14 protein-coding genes and 1 rRNA gene are annotated in these 16783 nt (G+C 59.4%); 5 read left to right on the top strand and 10 right to left on the bottom strand.

Translation table 11 applies throughout. The annotated features are described in order from the left end of the window. Nucleotides 1-30 precede the first annotated feature (30 nt). On the bottom strand, nt 31-582 hold the full coding sequence (locus tag LQE90_RS06595) for a TetR/AcrR family transcriptional regulator (protein WP_225749810.1): 552 nt from the start codon (nt 580-582) through the stop codon (nt 31-33). A gap of 259 nt (nt 583-841) precedes the next feature. Beyond that, nucleotides 842-1804 (bottom strand): DUF5692 family protein, encoded by a 963-nt coding sequence (locus tag LQE90_RS06600; protein ID WP_114566150.1) that lies wholly within the window; start codon nt 1802-1804, stop codon nt 842-844. Between the two features lie 229 nt (nt 1805-2033). Between LQE90_RS06600 and LQE90_RS06605 the strand changes: the two genes are divergently transcribed. Beyond that, nucleotides 2034-2948, top strand: coding sequence for a hypothetical protein (locus tag LQE90_RS06605; protein WP_114566149.1), 915 nt, complete (start codon nt 2034-2036; stop codon nt 2946-2948). A gap of 407 nt (nt 2949-3355) precedes the next feature. Here LQE90_RS06605 and LQE90_RS06610 read toward each other — a convergent pair whose 3' ends face one another. The 4 genes from LQE90_RS06610 to LQE90_RS06625 all read right to left on the bottom strand — a co-directional run bounded on the left by LQE90_RS06610 (nt 3356) and on the right by LQE90_RS06625 (nt 7369). Continuing rightward, on the bottom strand, nt 3356-3655 hold the full coding sequence (locus tag LQE90_RS06610) for a YerC/YecD family TrpR-related protein (RefSeq protein WP_114566148.1): 300 nt from the start codon (nt 3653-3655) through the stop codon (nt 3356-3358). A gap of 1 nt (nt 3656) precedes the next feature. After that, nucleotides 3657-5237, bottom strand: coding sequence for a citramalate synthase (gene cimA / locus LQE90_RS06615; RefSeq protein ID WP_216530000.1), 1581 nt, complete (start codon nt 5235-5237; stop codon nt 3657-3659). A gap of 3 nt (nt 5238-5240) precedes the next feature. After that, entirely contained in the window at nt 5241-6164 is a 924-nt protein-coding gene (locus LQE90_RS06620) for a branched-chain amino acid transaminase (protein ID WP_114566146.1), read from the bottom strand. Between the two features lie 368 nt (nt 6165-6532). Continuing rightward, a complete protein-coding gene (locus tag LQE90_RS06625; protein ID WP_216530001.1) occupies nt 6533-7369 on the bottom strand; it encodes a MerR family transcriptional regulator in 837 nt (278 codons plus the stop codon). A gap of 104 nt (nt 7370-7473) precedes the next feature. Between LQE90_RS06625 and LQE90_RS06630 the strand changes: the two genes are divergently transcribed. Both LQE90_RS06630 and LQE90_RS06635 read left to right on the top strand, forming a co-directional pair. Next, on the top strand, nt 7474-7791 hold the full coding sequence (locus LQE90_RS06630) for a DMT family transporter (RefSeq protein WP_114566144.1): 318 nt from the start codon (nt 7474-7476) through the stop codon (nt 7789-7791). Nucleotides 7792-7793: 2 nt separating this feature from the next. Further along, nucleotides 7794-8168, top strand: coding sequence for a DMT family transporter (locus tag LQE90_RS06635; RefSeq protein WP_216530002.1), 375 nt, complete (start codon nt 7794-7796; stop codon nt 8166-8168). A gap of 85 nt (nt 8169-8253) precedes the next feature. Here LQE90_RS06635 and LQE90_RS06640 read toward each other — a convergent pair whose 3' ends face one another. After that, nucleotides 8254-10344, bottom strand: coding sequence for a glutamine synthetase III family protein (locus LQE90_RS06640; protein WP_114566142.1), 2091 nt, complete (start codon nt 10342-10344; stop codon nt 8254-8256). Nucleotides 10345-10856: 512 nt separating this feature from the next. Between LQE90_RS06640 and LQE90_RS06645 the strand changes: the two genes are divergently transcribed. Both LQE90_RS06645 and LQE90_RS06650 read left to right on the top strand, forming a co-directional pair. Continuing rightward, nucleotides 10857-12596, top strand: coding sequence for a putative bifunctional diguanylate cyclase/phosphodiesterase (locus LQE90_RS06645; protein WP_231088234.1), 1740 nt, complete (start codon nt 10857-10859; stop codon nt 12594-12596). An 8-nt stretch (nt 12597-12604) separates the two neighbouring features. Next, the gene (locus LQE90_RS06650; RefSeq protein ID WP_114566141.1) at nt 12605-12958 is read left to right on the top strand and encodes an Hpt domain-containing protein; all 354 of its coding nucleotides are present in this window, start codon (nt 12605-12607) and stop codon (nt 12956-12958) included. Nucleotides 12959-13019: 61 nt separating this feature from the next. Here the strand turns inward: LQE90_RS06650 and LQE90_RS06655 are convergent, their stop codons facing one another. From LQE90_RS06655 to rrf, 3 genes are all read right to left on the bottom strand, one after another. After that, complete coding sequence (locus LQE90_RS06655; protein ID WP_216530003.1) at nt 13020-15797, bottom strand: ATP-binding protein; 2778 nt, start codon at nt 15795-15797, stop codon at nt 13020-13022. A gap of 146 nt (nt 15798-15943) precedes the next feature. Beyond that, nucleotides 15944-16474 (bottom strand): GNAT family N-acetyltransferase, encoded by a 531-nt coding sequence (locus LQE90_RS06660; protein WP_114566139.1) that lies wholly within the window; start codon nt 16472-16474, stop codon nt 15944-15946. A 207-nt stretch (nt 16475-16681) separates the two neighbouring features. Continuing rightward, a 5S ribosomal RNA gene (gene rrf, locus LQE90_RS06665) occupies nt 16682-16783 on the bottom strand; the annotation flags it as partial.

Below are 16783 nucleotides of genomic sequence, written 5' to 3' on the forward strand. Positions count from 1 at the left end.
GCCCTGAACGATTCATCGGCTTTCGTTCGCTCATGATACCGCAATTGGATCCATGTCCAGGCGCAATGCCTGCTCAACCACCTTCATAAGAGCTTCGTCGGATATGTCGGGATTGATTTTGACAAGGCCCACCAAGCCGAATATGACCACGCAGAACATCTCGTACACCAGGTCTATTTCAATATGGTGGTATTCCGCGTACTCCACTACGATGTGATCGTGAATGCAGTCCACCGTTTCGCGCACGGCGCGCACGTCGAACGAGTCGCGCATCCCCAGCTCTTCGAGCACGCGAATCATCGGACGCTGATTGCCCTCCGCGTCGTACAGCGCGCGCCGAAACGTGGCGATGCAGGTTTTAAGGGATCCGGGCGTATCGCCGAACGCGCGCGATTCGTTCCACACGACCACGCTTTCCACCAGGTCTTCTACGTAGTCGTCCAGCACCGCATCGATGACGGCTTGCTTGTTTTCGAAGTAATAGTAGACCAGTTCACGCGTGACGCCCGCCTCTGCCGCAATGTCCTTCACGGTAGTCGCGCGCACGCCTTGCCGCTCGAACAGCGAACGGGCCGCGGCCATGATATCCCCCGCCGGGCCATCGAGTCGCTTGCGCTCGATCAAAGAACGCCCGCAATCGCGCCGCGCCGGCTCGTATCTGGTCTGTCGGGTGCCCAACCGCATTGCATCTCCCCTCGCGCCGAAACGCGCATGGACGCGCACAGGGCGATCCTGTGCGCGTCCATTATACGAAAGATGACTCTGTTCAGTCATGGCGAAGATGCGTTGCGCGTCAAGCGGCTGCCGACGCGGGGCGCAGTCGCCCTCGCGCCGACGCATGCTAACGGTTTTCCTGGGCGACCCGCTGGTACGCCTTCGTATCGGCGTACAGCTCGTCCTTCACCGGGTTCAACTTGCAGCGGCGAATCTTGCGGAACTGGTAGACGGCAAGCGCCACGTTCGACGCAAGCGCCACCAAGCTCACCGCGAAGAACGCAGCCGGATTATGCGTGGTCGGAATTGGAGCCAACACATCGGCGAACTGGGGCACCGTCATAACGAACATGATCCACAAGCCCAGCGTTTGAGCACGATGCTGCAGCCAAGCGCCCTTCTTGATGAAGAACGTGGGAATCGTGCATGCCAGCAGCAGCGCCAAGCCGCAGTAGGCGGAGTGGTCGGAAATGCAGTTGTACGTGTAGGCGAAGTTCCACAGATCGTACGCGATGATCCATGCCCAAATCATGTCGGGCCAGATCATGTCCTTAGACGAGTCCTTCGAGATGAAGATGCCGAACCAACCGCAAATGGTAACGATATTCAAAATGCCCGCAATGCCGTTCATGATGTTCCACGGACCCGAAATCGTCCACAGGTTCTCGACGATACCGCCCTGCCATAGCCCGAAGCTGAACACCTGGAAATCGCGGATGACCGCTTCGGCAATATTGATCGCCAGAATAAGAGGCGGGAAGCACAAGGCCCACTTCTTTTCGTACAGATGGTGCACCTTGCCGTCCTTGCCGCGCCACTTCACGAAGCGCAGCGCGATGAATCCCAGGCAGCCGGCCAACGCCGAGTACGTTTTCACCCAGTTGAACCACGTGCCCGTACCGTACTCGTTGCCAGGCGCCGCCGTAGTCGGCCACACGAACACGGTCAAAACGATAGGCACCACGGCAAACAGCGCAATGCCCGCCCACAGCGACGTGCGGCCTAGCTCGTTGAACGCCATAAGCGCAAACAGGATGAACAGCCAAATGGCCCAGTACAGCGGATCGGCCGCTTGATACAGAATGCCCACGAGAATCGCCCCTTTGCAAACTCTCTTGCGGCGAACCCCTCCGTCGCCACCCATACGCCCCGCAGTATACGAGGGGCTTTCAAGGAAGTCTTTCACACAAGGGGTCCTTTTGTGAAAGAAGCCGAATCGCAGACGATGCTAGACTGGCGCCAAGCGCGCCACCTGGGAAAAGAGCGCGAATGCCGTCGCGAAAGACGGCCAGGTCGTTTCGGCAGAAAGGGGATTCGCCATGACCGTGCCCGTTTGGGTCACACCCGTCTCCATGGTTGTCTACACCGTGTTGCTCATGCTGCTCACCGAGTTCATGAGGCGACATTACCGCACGTCAATGTGGGTATGGGTAATTTCTCTGATTACCGTTCCGCTTTGGATCGCCAACATTCCGGGCGACGACTGGTTCCGCTGGGCCAAAAACCTGTCCGTCATTTTGCCGCTCATCTTCGCGGGGCTCGGACGCATCGCCGCCGTCGAGCAGAAAGACACTCCTTTCTGGCGGCTCATGCGCAAACGCTGGGTTCGATGGGTGCTGTACGGAATCGTGTTCTGCAACATTGCCGAAGCCACGCTGCGCGACGTGCAGATGGGCAATACGATGAACGCCCTAGCTGGATTCATCCTGTGCATTACCATGCCCTTCGGTGACAAATTCTGGAAATACGACACTTCCAGCCATGGCGAGATCCTGTCCTACACCGTACCCATGTGGAACTTCCTCTACACCACCTGGAACGCCTGCTTCGTGTACGCCGAGGGCCATGAGTTCTTCGCTTCCACCTGCTGCATCCTGGCAGCGGCCGAACTGTATCCCATCGTCATGCGAAGGCCGGAGCTCTACATCACCGGGCGTATTTACACGCTTGGCGCGCACCTTTTGCTGCGCAGCTGCTTCCCGCTTTTGTTCCCCACCATCATGAACAGCGCCTCCTGGTTCAACCCCGAAGTCATGTACTGGTGGGGCATGGTCAACGGCATCATCGGCATCCCATTCGTATTCTGGTACTGCTACCAGCTCAACAGCGGCAAGGCGCCGGTAACGTTTCGTCGCGGCGCAGCGCGTCAGAAGTACCTGGAAGGCCGCGCAAACGGCACTATCGACGAATACGGCGACCCGGTAGCGCCGCCCGCAACGGCAACCGGCGCATAGAGGTCGACACCAGCTGCTCAAGAAGGTTTCGTCCAGAACGCACGAAGGCCCGGTCGGACTCGCCCCGCGAGCCGTCCGGGCCTTCGGCGACAATGCCGAAAACGACGTGGAACGTGGCGCGGAATTGCGGGTCTGCGCTTCTGGATACGCGCCTTCGACAATCGTTGAGGGTACTGCACTTTGCTGGTCTGGACCGTTGATGCAAGCGCACAAAACAACCGCGCCCGACAAGCCGCGCAAGGAGCGCAGACCCGCGATTTCGCGCCACGTTCTGCGGCCGCCGCGCATCGACAACAGCTCAACGGCAGAATTGGACGCATCGGCGCCGCGGCAACAGGAGCGCACTGCGAGCAGAACTCAACTTGCAGGCCGCAACCCTTGGACCGCAAAGCCGTCCTCGTAAAACCCTACCCGCGCTTCGAGGTGTCGCCAAGCGCAGCAAGAGCGGCACCGTAGCCGCCGGATCCGTAACTCAAGCACTTCGACACGCGCGCGATGGTCGTGGCCGACGCACCGGTAGCTTCTTCAATGGCCGCGTACGACTTCCCCGCATCAAGCTGTCGAGCCACAGCCAATCGTTGCGAGGTATCCTTGATCTCTCGAATAGTGAACAGGTCTTCCAACAGGGCGAAAATGGTGTCTTCGTCGTCGAGCGCAGCGAACACGTGCAGCAGATCTTCAACTTCGGGCGTCCTGAGATCGCTCATGCTACTCTCCCATCTTCATGAGGCCGTACTCTATGGAATCCACGATGGCATTCCACGAAGCCTCGATAATGTTTTCCGACACGCCCACGGTTCCCCAACTGCCAGAGCCGTCGCTTGTGGTGATGACAACGCGGGTGATGGCGTCGGTGCCCACGTTCTCGTCCAGGATACGCACCTTGTAGTCCACCAACTCCATGTCTGCCACCTGGGGATAAAAGGCCACGATAGCCATGCGCAGCGCATTATCCAAAGCGCCAACGGGACCCGCGCCTTCGCCGGTAGCCACGAATCGCCGATCGCCTACGTGAATCTTGATCGTAGCTTCGGACATCGCGTCCTTCGCAAGAGCGCCCGTATCCTCGTGGTCGTCCACGATAACGCGAAAACTCTCCAGCGTGAAATGGGGGCGATACGCGCCCAAATGCCGCTGCAGCAGCAATGCCAGCGAACCGTCGGCGACCTCGTACGAGTACCCGCCCGCCTCGCGCTGCTTGATGTCGTCCAGAATACCCTGAACCTTGTCAAGATGGGGCGTTAGGTCAATGCCCAGCCCGCGCGCCTTCGCCATAAGAGACGCCTTGCCCGCAAGCTCGCTTACCAGCATGCGAGCATTGTTCCCCACGCTTTCCGGCGAAGCGTGCTCGTACGCTTCGGGGAATCGGGCGATAGCGCTGGCGTGCAAGCCGCCCTTGTGCGCGAACGCTGAAGCCCCCGTGTACGGATGATGGGTCGGCAGGGCCATGTTGCACGACTCGGCCACGAACTGCGCCACGCTGGTCAGCTGGCGCAGGTTGTCCCTCCCCACGCACGTCATGCCCATTTTGAGCTCAAGATCGGCAATGACCGTGAGCAGATCGGTGTTGCCCACGCGCTCGCCGAAGCCGTTCACCGTACCCTGAACCTGCACCGCTCCCGCACGAACCGCCGCAAGCGCGTTGGCCACCGCGCACCCGGAGTCATTGTGGCAGTGAATGCCCAGTTGCTGACCGGGAACGGCAGCAGCCGTCGCGCGCACGACCTCCTCCACCTGAAACGGCAGCGCGCCGCCGTTGGTCTCGCACAAATCCACGGAGTCGGCGCCGGCTTCGCTAGCAGCACGCACGCACGCAAGCGCGTACTCGGCGTTGGCAGCATAGCCGTCGAAGTAGTGCTCGGCATCGAACACCACCTGCAAGCCGCAACGCTTCAAAAACACTACGGAATCGCGAATCATTCGCAGGTTTTCCTCAAGCGTCGTCTGAAGCGCGCGCGTGACCTGGGCATCCCAGGTTTTTCCCACGATAGTGGCAACCGGAGCCCCGCTTGCCACCAAATCAGCAAGACCTTGGTCTTGCTCGGCGGCGACGCCTTTTTTGCATGTGGACCCAAACGCCGCTATGCGCGCGTGGCGAAGCGGGAGGGTTTGCACGCGCTGGAAAAACGCTATATCTTTAGGGTTGGACGCGGGGAAACCTCCTTCGATGAAGTCGATTCCCAGCGCGTCCAACCGCTCGACGATGCGCAGCTTGTCCTCAAGCGACAGCGTGATGCCTTCGCATTGCTCGCCGTCGCGCAACGTGCTGTCGTACGTGAGGATTTTCAATGGCTATACTTCCGCTACCCATTCGGCGTACTCTTCGATGTTGCCATAGACAACGTCGAAGAAGCGCTCCTGCAAAGCGCGCGTAACCTGCCCGGGCTTGCCCACGGTGCGGCCGTCCACAGATCCGATCGGCGTAAGCTCGGCGGCGGAGCCGGTCATGAACACCTCGTCGGCCACGTAGAGATCGGCGCGCGTCAGGCTCTCCTCGATAGCGGGAATCTCCAGGTCATCGGCCAAGCACAGCACCGTGTCGCGCGTGATGCCCTCCAGCAGGCCGTCGGACAGCGGCGGCGTCGACAGGATACCGTCGCGGACAATGAACAGGTTCTCGCCCGTTCCCTCGCACACCAAGCCCGCCTCGTTCAGCATGATGGCCTCGGCATAGCCGTGCTCCTTGGCCTCCAGCTTCGCCAGGATGGAGTTCATGTAGGAAGCGGTGCTCTTCACCGCAGGAGGAATGGCGTTGTTGGAGCGCTGGCGCCAAGACGACACGCCCACGGCCACGCCCTGCTCGAGCGCATCGGCGCCCAAGTAGCTGTCCCAAGGCCAGCAAGCGATGGCCACGTCGGTCGTCGATCCGGTCGGGTCGACGCCCATCACGCCGTAGCCACGATACACGATGGGGCGGATGTAGCACTTCTCAAGCTTGTTCGCGCGGATCACTTCAAGCGTAGCATCGCACAACTCGTCAACCGTGTACGGCAGATCGATGCAGGCAATTTTGCAGCTGCGATGCAGGCGCTCCATGTGGTCGCGCAGGCGGAATACGTAGCTCTTCTTGGTGTCGGGGTTCTGATAGCAGCGAATGCCCTCGAACACGCCGGAGCCGTAATGCAGCGAATGGGACAGGATGTGCGTCGTGGCATCCGCCCAGGGGACCAGCTCCCCGTTTTTCCAAATGTACTCGACTTCTGTGATGCCTGCCATATTCATCCCTTCTCGCTGACACCGGAACCGTTACCGTCTGCAATGGTCACACCGCTGCGGTTTGACCGCAATGGGCAAAAGGGCGAGTCCATACGGTTTGACGTGCAGATTTCGTCTAAGCTACCGCGTTTATTGTACTCCAATGCGCTAAAGCGAACGCACCGGTTCCGGCAAAGGGTCGCCGATTCGACGAAAGGGACAGAAAAGGCAAACCGAGCGCGTCGCCGCCCAAAGCAGCCGGGCGGCACCTCCGCGCTTTCCGCGCTCCCGCGCTGCGCCCAAGAGCATCAAGAGCACCTCCGAAGCGCGCCCAGCCCCCCCCTGAAACCGGAGGCAGAACGGAACCGGCCGCTGGCAACCGATAGGAACTAGCCTCTCAAAACCTCGACGATAGTGCGGTCGGTCCTCAACTCGGCATCCCAAATCTCGAACGCCAGCAGAGTGTCGATACCGGATGCAGTTCGCGCCTCCTTGAAAACCTCGCGATAGCACAATTCGAACGTTTCGCGCTCGACCCGCCGGCCGCAAAACGTGCCGCCCGGCAGCGCAAGCAGGCGCATGCCGCGCTCCTGCGGCGGCGCGGCCAGCTCTTCTCCCGGCAGTGCCTGCACCTCAAGCGCAACGTACCAGGACGGCTCCGGCGCCTCGGCCCCCTCCTTCCCGCCATCGCCCGGAAGGCAAATCATGCCCTGCAAGAACAACGGCGCCATGGATGCGCGCTTCGTTTCGCCGTACAGCCCGGACATAGCCCTCGTATAGCGCTTCGCATCGAACGCAGCGTGGCCCCAGGGCATCACCAAAAACGTGCGCTTTCCCAGCACGCGCTCGTACGGGGCCGGCGAGGTGCGCAACGCATGCTGCACGGCAATCTCGCGACGATACCCGTCCAATTCCAGCAGAATGGCCTGCGTGTCGCGCAGCTTTTCCTTTGCCAAAATGTACGCGCGCTCCAACAGGGACGATATATCCATCGCGCCGCAGTCGGACACGTAGTCGGCCAGCTCTTTCAGCGGCACGCCCAACTGCACGCACGACACGATCACGTCCAGTTCGTTCATCTGGCGCAGCGCATAGTAGCGATAGCCGGTATCGGGGTTCACGTACGCGGGGCGCAAAACGCCAATGCGCTCGTAATAGCGCAGCGCCTTCACCCCCACGCCCTTGAGGTGGGCCACTTCGCCGATAGACAGCAGGTCGTTTCTCATGGCGCTCCTCTGCATTCTGCATATAAAGCAATTGACTCTCCCCTTAGGGGATACTTTAGGATATCAGAACTTGGCCAATCGGAGCCAAGCGAATAGGAGGAATCATGTCGCCCTACGTGCTGCTCGGCATCGCCGTCATCTTCGAGGTGTTTGCCGACTCCATGATGAAGCTCTCGAACGGCTTCACGCGAAAAGCGCCCATTATTGGCATCGTCATTGGATACATCGTTGCGTTTTACCTGATCGCGCAAACACTCGAGCAGCTACCGCTCGGTTTCGCCTACGCAGTATGGACCGGCCTCGGCATTGCGCTCACTGCCGTGGTGGGCACCGTATTCTGGCATGAGGGCCTCAATGCGAAGAAGATCGTGGGCCTTATAGCCATCATCGCCGGCGTGGTCGTTTTGAAGATGGGAGTGTAATCATGGACCGTGTACATCCCTATGCGCTGCTCAGCGTGTCCATTATCCTCGAAGTGTTCGGCACTACCATGATGAAGCTGTCGGAAGGGTTTTCCGCACCGCTGTTCACCGCGCTGACCCTTGCGGGCTATCTCGTGTCGTTCACGCTGCTCACGTTCACGTTGAAGCACCTGCCGCTCGGCCTCGTGTACGGCATCTGGGGCGGCGTGGGCACCGTACTGACGGCCGCCATCGGCATTATCGCCTGGGGCGATCCCTTCAACGTAATCACGTGCGTGGGCATTGCGCTGGTCGTCGGCGGCGTGGTGCTGCTGAACCAAGGCACGCAAGAGCTGGAAGATGCGCGCGAAGCGGCGAAGGACGCGCAGCAAGCCTAAGCCGATGCAGAGCGCCAGCCCCCGAAAGTCGCAGGACAAAAAAGCGCCCCGATTCGTTTTGCGAATCGGGGCGCTGCTCGTTTCCTTACACGTAGAACAGAATGTCGTTGTACGTGGGAACTGGCCACATATCGCGATCCACCAGTATCTCCATGCTGTCCACAGCCGCGCGCAAAGCTTCCATGACGGGAACGATCTCGTGGGCGTACACGTTCGCCTTTTCCTGCTCGTTCTCCATCTTCTGTGCAGCGTGATGCATCGAGTCAAGCTTCTGCAGATGCGTGTCGATCTCCTTGATGCCGCCCAGCAACTTATGCAGCAACGTTTCCTGCTGGCTGGTCTCGGCGCCAGGAGCCGCCGTTTTGAACGCCGTGATGCTGTCGGCAATCTCGGCCGCATACGCGTTGATAGCTGGCAAGAATGCGCGGCGCACCATGCGCTTCATCGTACGCACCTCAATGTTCAGCAGCTTGGTGTACTTCTCCAGCTTCACCTCGTAGCGGCTACGAACCTCAATCTCCGACAGCACGCCGAACTCTTCGAACAACGCGATGCTCTTCGGATCGACGAAGCACGGAAGCGCGTCGACGGTGGTCTTGTAGTTCGCCAGCCCGCGACGCTCGGCCTCGACCTGCCATTCCTCGGAGTACCCGTTTCCGTTGAAGATAATGCGCTGGTGCTTCGCGAGCGTCTTCTTCACGTACGCGATGGCCGCCGCCTCGAACTCTTCGCCCGACTTGCCCTCCATGGCGTCGGCGAATTCCTTGAGGCTTTTCGCCATGGCCGTGTTGAGGATCATGTTGCAATCGGACAGGTTCACCGCAGAGCCGGGCATGCGGAACTCGAACTTGTTGCCCGTAAACGCGAAGGGGCTGGTGCGGTTGCGGTCGGTGTTGTCCTTGAGGAAGTTCGGCAGTACGGCAACGCCCAGATCCATGGCCACTTTTTCCGCATTCGTGTACTCATGCCCGTCAACGAGCGCATCCACGATGGCGTCCAGCTCGTCGCCCAAGAAAATGGAGATGATGGCCGGGGGAGCCTCGTCCGCCCCCAGGCGATGATCGTTGCCCGCCGACGCCACCGACATGCGCAGCAATTCCTGGTAATCGTCGACCGCCTGGATGACGCCCGTCAAAAACACCAGGAAGCGCAGGTTGTCCATGGGGCTTTCCCCGGGCTCGAGCAGGTTCGTCTTGCCCTTGGAAAGCGACCAGTTGTTGTGCTTGCCCGACCCGTTGATGCCCGCGAACGGCTTCTCGTGCTGCAGGCATACAAGACCGTAGTGGCTGGCCAGAAGGCGCATCTTCTCCATGGTCAGCAGGTTTTCGTCGATCGCCCGGTTCGCGTTGGTGAAGATGGGAGCCAGTTCATGCTGAGCGGGGGCCACCTCGTTGTGCTTCGTGCGCGCCGACACGCCCAAAGCCCACAGCTCGTTGTCGAGCTCTTTCATGAACTCGTTGACCGAAGGGCGAATGGCGCCGAAGTAATGCTCTTCCAGCTCCTGCCCCTTCAGCGGCGCATAGCCGAACAGCGTGCGCCCGCACATGATGAGGTCCTGGCGCTTCGCGTAGTCTTTCTCGGAAATAAGGAAGTACTCCTGCTCGGAACCCACGGTGGGCACCACGCGCTCGTGCGGCTCGCCGAACAGGGCCAGCACGCGATTCGCCTGCTCGTCGATGGCGCTCATCGAACGCAGCAGCGGGGTTTTCTTGTCAAGCGCCTCGCCCGTGTAGCTGCAAAACGCCGTGGGAATGCATAGAACCTCGTCCTTGATGAAGGCGTAGGACGTGGGATCCCAGGCCGTGTAGCCGCGCGCTTCGAACGTGGCGCGCAAACCGCCGGAAGGGAAGCTCGAGGCATCCGGCTCGCCTTGGATCAGCTCTTTTCCAGAAAAGCTCATGATGGCGCGCCCGTCGCTGCACGGGTCGAGGAAGCTGTCGTGCTTCTCCGACGTAATGCCCGAAAGAGGCTGGAACCAATGCGTGAAGTGCGTAGCGCCCTTCTCCATAGCCCATTCCTTCATGGCATGAGCCACGACGTTCGCAACCTCGATTTCGAGCGGCTTGCCCTCTTTGATGGTCTTGAGCAGGCTCTTGTACGTTGCGGAAGGCAATCGCTCCTGCATCGTATGCTCGTTGAACACCATCGAGCCATAGATATCCGAAATCATCGCCATCGGCGTGCGCTCCTAACTTGTCGCATTCAAGGCGTGGCCCTTCCCCTGCGCGCAATCCGCCACACCCCCGTTGAGTCATCCGCATACGATAGCACGGCCGCAGGGGAAAACGCGCCTTCATCTTGCCTTATTCAAATTAACGGCGAAATGTTTCAAGAAGTTTTCGAACCTCGGAATTACGGCCGAAGCCGTAGGTTTGGGCGCGAATCGGCACCTGTGACAATTTTCGGCGCGCCCGAACCCCCATGTTGGCTGCATCTTGAATTACGACCAGGCATTTTGTCCGTGGGCCACGCGCAAGCAAGCCCTCGAAACCCCTCCGCAGCGTCGTAGGTGCCAATTCGCGTCCACATGCCAAGCTCGGCCGCCCCTCCCCGCAGCCAAAAGCCGGAGTCTCCCCGCAACCATACGTCATTGCAAGCGCCGCCGCCGAGCAATACAATATGCTTGCGTTTTGCGCGCCGCGCAACGCAATCGCAAGCGGCGCCGCGCATTGGAAAGGAGCACGCTACATGGACGCCCTCTGCTCCATGCTCATTGTCGACGACTCCAGAATCGATCGCACGCTTTTGGCCAATATGTTCGCCGAATCGTACTCCATCCTGGAAGCAACCAGTGGGCAGGAAGCTCTCGCCGCCATGGCCGAACGCAAGGTCGACGTCGTCGTACTCGACATAGACATGAAAGGCATGAACGGATTTGCGCTCATCGACGCGATGAAGGCCGACCCGTCGCTTTCAGATATACCCATCATCGTGGAAACCGGCGAATCGGCTCACGAGGAGCCGGCGCTTTTGCGCGGCGCAGATGACTTCATAGCGAAGCCCTTCAACACGACCGTCGCCCGCCGACGCGTCGACAACATCGTCACGAAGCACGTGCTTGAACGGGAGCAGCTGCAAGCAGCGCTGCGCGAAACCGAGCTCCTTGCCGCCCATCGCGCGCAAGAACTCCTTTACGCGGCAGAACACGACGGCCTCACGGGCTTGTACAACCGTGCTGCGTTCTGCCGCAAAACCGCCGAACTGCTCAAGTCCCGTCCCCATGAAGCGTTCGCCATCGTGCAATTCGATATCGAACGTTTCAAGATATTCAACGAGCTGCACGGCAGCACCCGAGGCGACGAGGTTCTGAAGGTCATCGCGCAATGTCTCGACAAGACCATACGAGATCGCGGCGTATACGGACGCATGGAGGCGGATCATTTCGCGCTATGCCTGCCCAAAGATATGGCCCTGAGCGACAATCTGGCAACGCAGCTGGAACTTGCCCTCGCCAACGCGGAGGCGGAACATGAGATCGTGCTTTACTTCGGCATGTACGAAATAACGGACCGCACGATGCCGGTCGACATCATGTGCGACCGCGCGACGCTTGCGCTGCGTTCCATCAAAGGAAATTACAACACCCGATTCGCCCTGTACGACTCCAACATGCACCAGTCGCTCATCGTAAAGCACACAATGAAAGCCGAAGGGGAACGTGCGCTCGAAAAGAGGGAGTTCGAACCGTTCATCCAGCCCATTTTCAACCTTGCCTCGGGCGCTCTTGTCGGCGGCGAGGCCCTCGTCCGCTGGCGCCATCCCGACAAAGGTCTTATCCCGCCGGGACAGTTTCTTCCCTTTTTCGAGAACAGCGGCTTCATCGTCCGCCTCGATAGCCACATCCGAGAAGAAGTCTGCTGCTTTCTCGCTTCCATGGAAAGCAGCGGGATTGCCCCGGTCCCCCTGTCGGTCAACATATCGCGTCTGGAATTCTACGACCCGCACCTCTGCGACAATCTTGTCGACCTGGTAAAACGGTATAAACTTCCGCCCTCGCGATTGCGACTGGAAATCACCGAAAGCGCGTACGCCGACAACCTTCCGCAATTGCTGCAGGCAATGGGAAAACTGCAGCGATTCGGATTCACCGTGCTCATGGACGATTTCGGAACGGGGTATTCGTCGTTGAGCATGCTCCGCGACGTTCCTATCGACATGATCAAGCTCGATATGCGCTTCCTCGGCGGGGAAAGCAGGAACCGCGCCCGCGAAGAAAGCATCTTGCGAGCTATAGTTCCCATGGCAAAATCCCTCGGCCTCCCGGTTATCGCGGAAGGCGTGGAAACCCGCGACCAGGCATCGCTGCTCGAAAGCGTCGGATGCGACCTCGTGCAAGGATACCTGTACGCGCAACCCATACCGAAAGATGAATTCTTGGCACTCGCAGTGCGCGAAACCGCGAAAAACGCCCTGAAGCAGAAAGCCTGAGGCACTTTATGGATAATCGGCTTCAACAACTCGAAACACTGGGCATCGACGTCGAAACCACCCTCAAGCGGTTTTGCGGCAATGCGAACCTGCTCATGTCCATGCTTGAGGTGTTCGTTCGGGAGGACACCCTTGAGAAGCTTCCCGAAGCGATGCGCGCGAAAGACTACGAAGCTGCGGAAAGCATCGCTCACGCCGTGAAAGGAACGGCTGCGAACTTGGGGCTCGCATCCCTCAGCGCGCGATGCGATGCCCTGGTACAAGCAATACGGGCGAATCATCTGCACAATGTCGACGATCTGGCCCTGGCGGCGCTTGAAAGCTACCGGACGGCGCGAGCGAACATCAACGCGCTCTCTTAGCGCGGCCGCAGAATCGCGCAAGCAAGCCTGCGCTTGCACCCAGCCGCGCTCCTGCCGAAAGCTATCTTTTCAGCAAACGACCCAGCACGTCGAACACCTCGTCGATATCCAAAGGCTTGGTAACGAACTCGTTCATCCCCGCGTCACGCGCCGCGCCCTCGCTCTCTTTGAACGCATTTGCCGTCATCGCAACAATGGGGATTTCACGCGCATCGGACCGAGGCAGAAGCCGAATGGCACGCGTGGCTTCCACGCCGTCCATAACGGGCATCCTCATATCCATGAGCACGGCATCGAACTCGCCGAGCCGACTTGCAGCAAACAGGTCTACCGCCTGCCGGCCGTCAATCGCCCAGGTCACCCGAGCACCATGCAACTCCAGCACATTCGTCGTGATAGCTGCGTTTACCGACCCATCCTCCACAAGCAGAATATGGAACCCTTTGAATAGCTCCCGATCCACCGAACGATCCCGCCTGGGTTCAGGAGTTCCCATTGCAAAGACAAGGGAGAAGCTGAACTCGCTTCCTGAACCAAGTTCGCTGCGAACCTGCAGTTCACCGCCCATAAGACGCACTAAGCTCTGGCAAAGCGGCAGACCGAGACCAGTCCCTTGGCTCTTCGAAGCAGCTGAGCCCACTTGGGCGAAAGCGTTGAATATGCGCCTCTGATCTTCAGGGGAAATGCCCACGCCGCTGTCAGCAACGCCGAAAAAGAACGTCGCCCGCTCCCCGTCGAAACCCGTCTCCTCAACAACAAGCCTCACGACACCGCCCTCGGGCGTGAACTTGATGGCATTCGACAACAGGTTCGAAAGCACCTGCTTCAATCTCAGAGAATCGCCCACGACGCCTTCATGCGAAACCTTCGTTACCACCTGCAAATCGATGATCCGGGCATCGGCTTGCGCTTGCATCATATCCTGAAGTTCGGCAACGTTTTCCGTCAATGAAAAGGGCTCGTAGGCAATATCCATCATGCCGTTTTCCACACGACTGGTATCAAGAACGTCGTTGAGCAAACTCAGCAAATAGTCCGACGACGCTCGAAGTCGCGCTATGTTCTTGCGCAAGGCTTCCGGATCGTCTTTCTGCATATCCAGAACATCGGTGATGCCCACAACGGCATTCATAGGAGTTCGTATCTCGTGGCTCATTCGAGAAAGAAACTCGCTTTTTGCACGGCCCTCCGCAGCCACCCGCTCGGCCTCAACGCGCATATCGGCCGCACGCACCCTCGATCGCGTTACGCCAACGGCAATAGCCAGAATCAGAAGCACCGTCACAGCAGCCAGGCCGGCAACCAGCATTGGATTTGCGCTCAAGTAGTCAACCAGCGTAAGGGTACCGTACCCCGCAGTTATTCGATTCTCCTCAACCGCCGCCGCCTTTGCGTTGACGGACATGCTGTTAAGGCTCTTGTTCACGATAGTCAGAAGATCGGGATCTGCCGGACGCGGCAGTGCGAAGCAGATATCGGTCGCGCTGCCCGTTAAAGAGACCGGGACGACGTTGGAGTACACCCCCTGCTGCATCGCGCCCTCGATTTGAATGGACAAACCGAACACGACGTCAGCCTGACCCTTGTCCACCATATTAAGCGCTTCGTGCTCGCTCTTGACGTAGCGCACATCTCCCGTCGGCACATCGCTGGGAATCTGCGTACCCTCAAGCGCGACATAGCGCAAATTCTCAGAAGGATACGCAACAAGCTTGTTGCGAGCAACCAGATTGCTGAATGTCGCATACGAGGAGGACAGAGCCAAGCCGGCTTGCGCCGCATCGTCTTCGTCGCCCAAGAAAAAGCCCAGCATATCCACCTGGCCACTGCGCAGCGCGTCAAGGGCAGCACTGTACGATTCGACGTACAGGCAATCAACGTTCAAGCCGGAAAACGCCTCGATCCTATCGAGGAATCGATAGACCACGCCCCCAACCCGACCGTCCTCCGAGTTGCCGCCTACGCTCAAAGGGCTATAGTCGCAAGGAAGCGCCACTGTTATCGATTTCTTTTTCTCTACGTACAGGCGCTCTTGATGGTTAACGCGATACATGTTGATGTCTGCGTCGGGAAAGTTTCTAGCGTACGCCTCTTCCGCGAAGTTAGGATTCGCCTCCATAATATGCTCCAGGGCCCAGTTCAGACCATCTAGCACGTCTTGGTTTTCGGGGGTCGTCACCAAATAATGAGGCTGCCCATCAAAAATCGCAGCAGGGCGATAAGCACCCGTATTGTCAACGGCGTTTCCCAACAGCAAGTCGACCTCCCCGCTATCAAGCAGGTACTCCAGGGACCCGTCGACGAACTCATCAATCGTGTACTTCTTAATCGTACAGTCGATATTCTCCGTAGCCAGAAAGCCTTCTAACCGCCGTACGTTTTCTGTAGCTCGAGCCGACACGGCAATCGTTTTGCCGTTCAAATCGGCATAATCGTATCCGCGAATACTTCCGTCATCCCATCGCGAGAACAGCACCGATTTCGAAGGGCCGCAGCTGTATTCAGGATAGGCTATCCGCGACGCAGCCGCAGCAACGTAGTACGTGCCGCCTAAAAGATCGTACTCGCCCGACGTAAAGTTGCTTAATGCGAAATCGTCCGAAACGGTCACGTACTCGTATTCCCAGCCGGTGTACTTCGCGATTTCATTCAGATAGTCAACAACCAGCCCGCGATGAGAGCCGTCCTCGTCCGTCATGGAGAATCCTTCAACTTGAGGAAACAGCACGCGCAAAGGAGCACGATCGGGCGATTCATCCGCAAACGCAAGCCCTGCGCCCATCGCCGTCAATGCGCACGCAAAGGCGCATGCAAGAATGATCGACCCGAGTTTTTTCATCTCCGTTGCCTTCCGCGATCAGGCTGCGAGCCTAGCCGAGAGACGCCCTCCCACGCTTTCATGGTATACACGCAGACCATTCTCCCGCAAAGCCGGCCCCGCGGCAACAACGCGCAATTGGAGGTAGCAGAGTTCAATCGAGCGCACTACAGCGCAAGTTCGTACAGAACGAACCCTACCGTACCCAAGTCGTCATAGAAAAGGTCATGGATTCCCACTTTCTGAAACCCGCATGATTCGTACAGCCGATGAGATCGTTCGTTATCCGCAAACGTATCCAAGCGCAGGGCCTTCTTCCCGTGCGCCCGCGCGGCGGCTATACCGCCGTTCAGCAAAGCGCGGGCGCATCCTCGCCCATGGTACGCGGGCAGGGTAGCCAGCACATGGATTACCGAGACCTCGCTCAGGTCGGCGGATACGCGCCACGGAACGTTCTCGTAACCTGAAGCCCCGCTTCCGTTCAGCACCATGGCGGAAGCGATCGCGCCGTCTTCAGGAGCCTCAACAAGGTACACCTCGCCCGCATCGACCGATGCGCGCAAGAACGCGGGCGACGGATGCTCTCCGTGTTTCCAACGCACGTCGAAATCCGTGCCGCGCATCTCGTCGATCATTCTGGTGTAGAACGCCATGACGCGATCGAACTCGTCCGACCGAGCCGTCCTCGCTTGCAGCATGCGCACGCTCCTCCTTCTCACGTTCGCGGCCTTCCCGACGCGGTGCGCGCGGCCTCGCGCCCACCCGTCCGGGGCCCGCCCCCTCGAGCGGCGGACGGCCCCGCGCAGCTCTCGCGCGCGTCCCCCCAAGCGCAGAAAGGGCCCCGGAACCTGTTACGGCTCCGGGGCCCCTCCCCGCGATCGGCGGCAAACGCCGAGCGCCCTGCGCGAGCGCGACGTCCTATCCTCCCACAGCCTTGCGCTGCAGTACTTTCGGCGATGGCGGTCTTAACTTCCGGGTTCGGAATGGGACCGGGTGATCCCCGCCTC

Origin of the sequence: Paraeggerthella hominis, from assembly GCF_021044775.1 — a bacterium.
Classification (GTDB): domain Bacteria; phylum Actinomycetota; class Coriobacteriia; order Coriobacteriales; family Eggerthellaceae; genus Paraeggerthella; species Paraeggerthella hominis.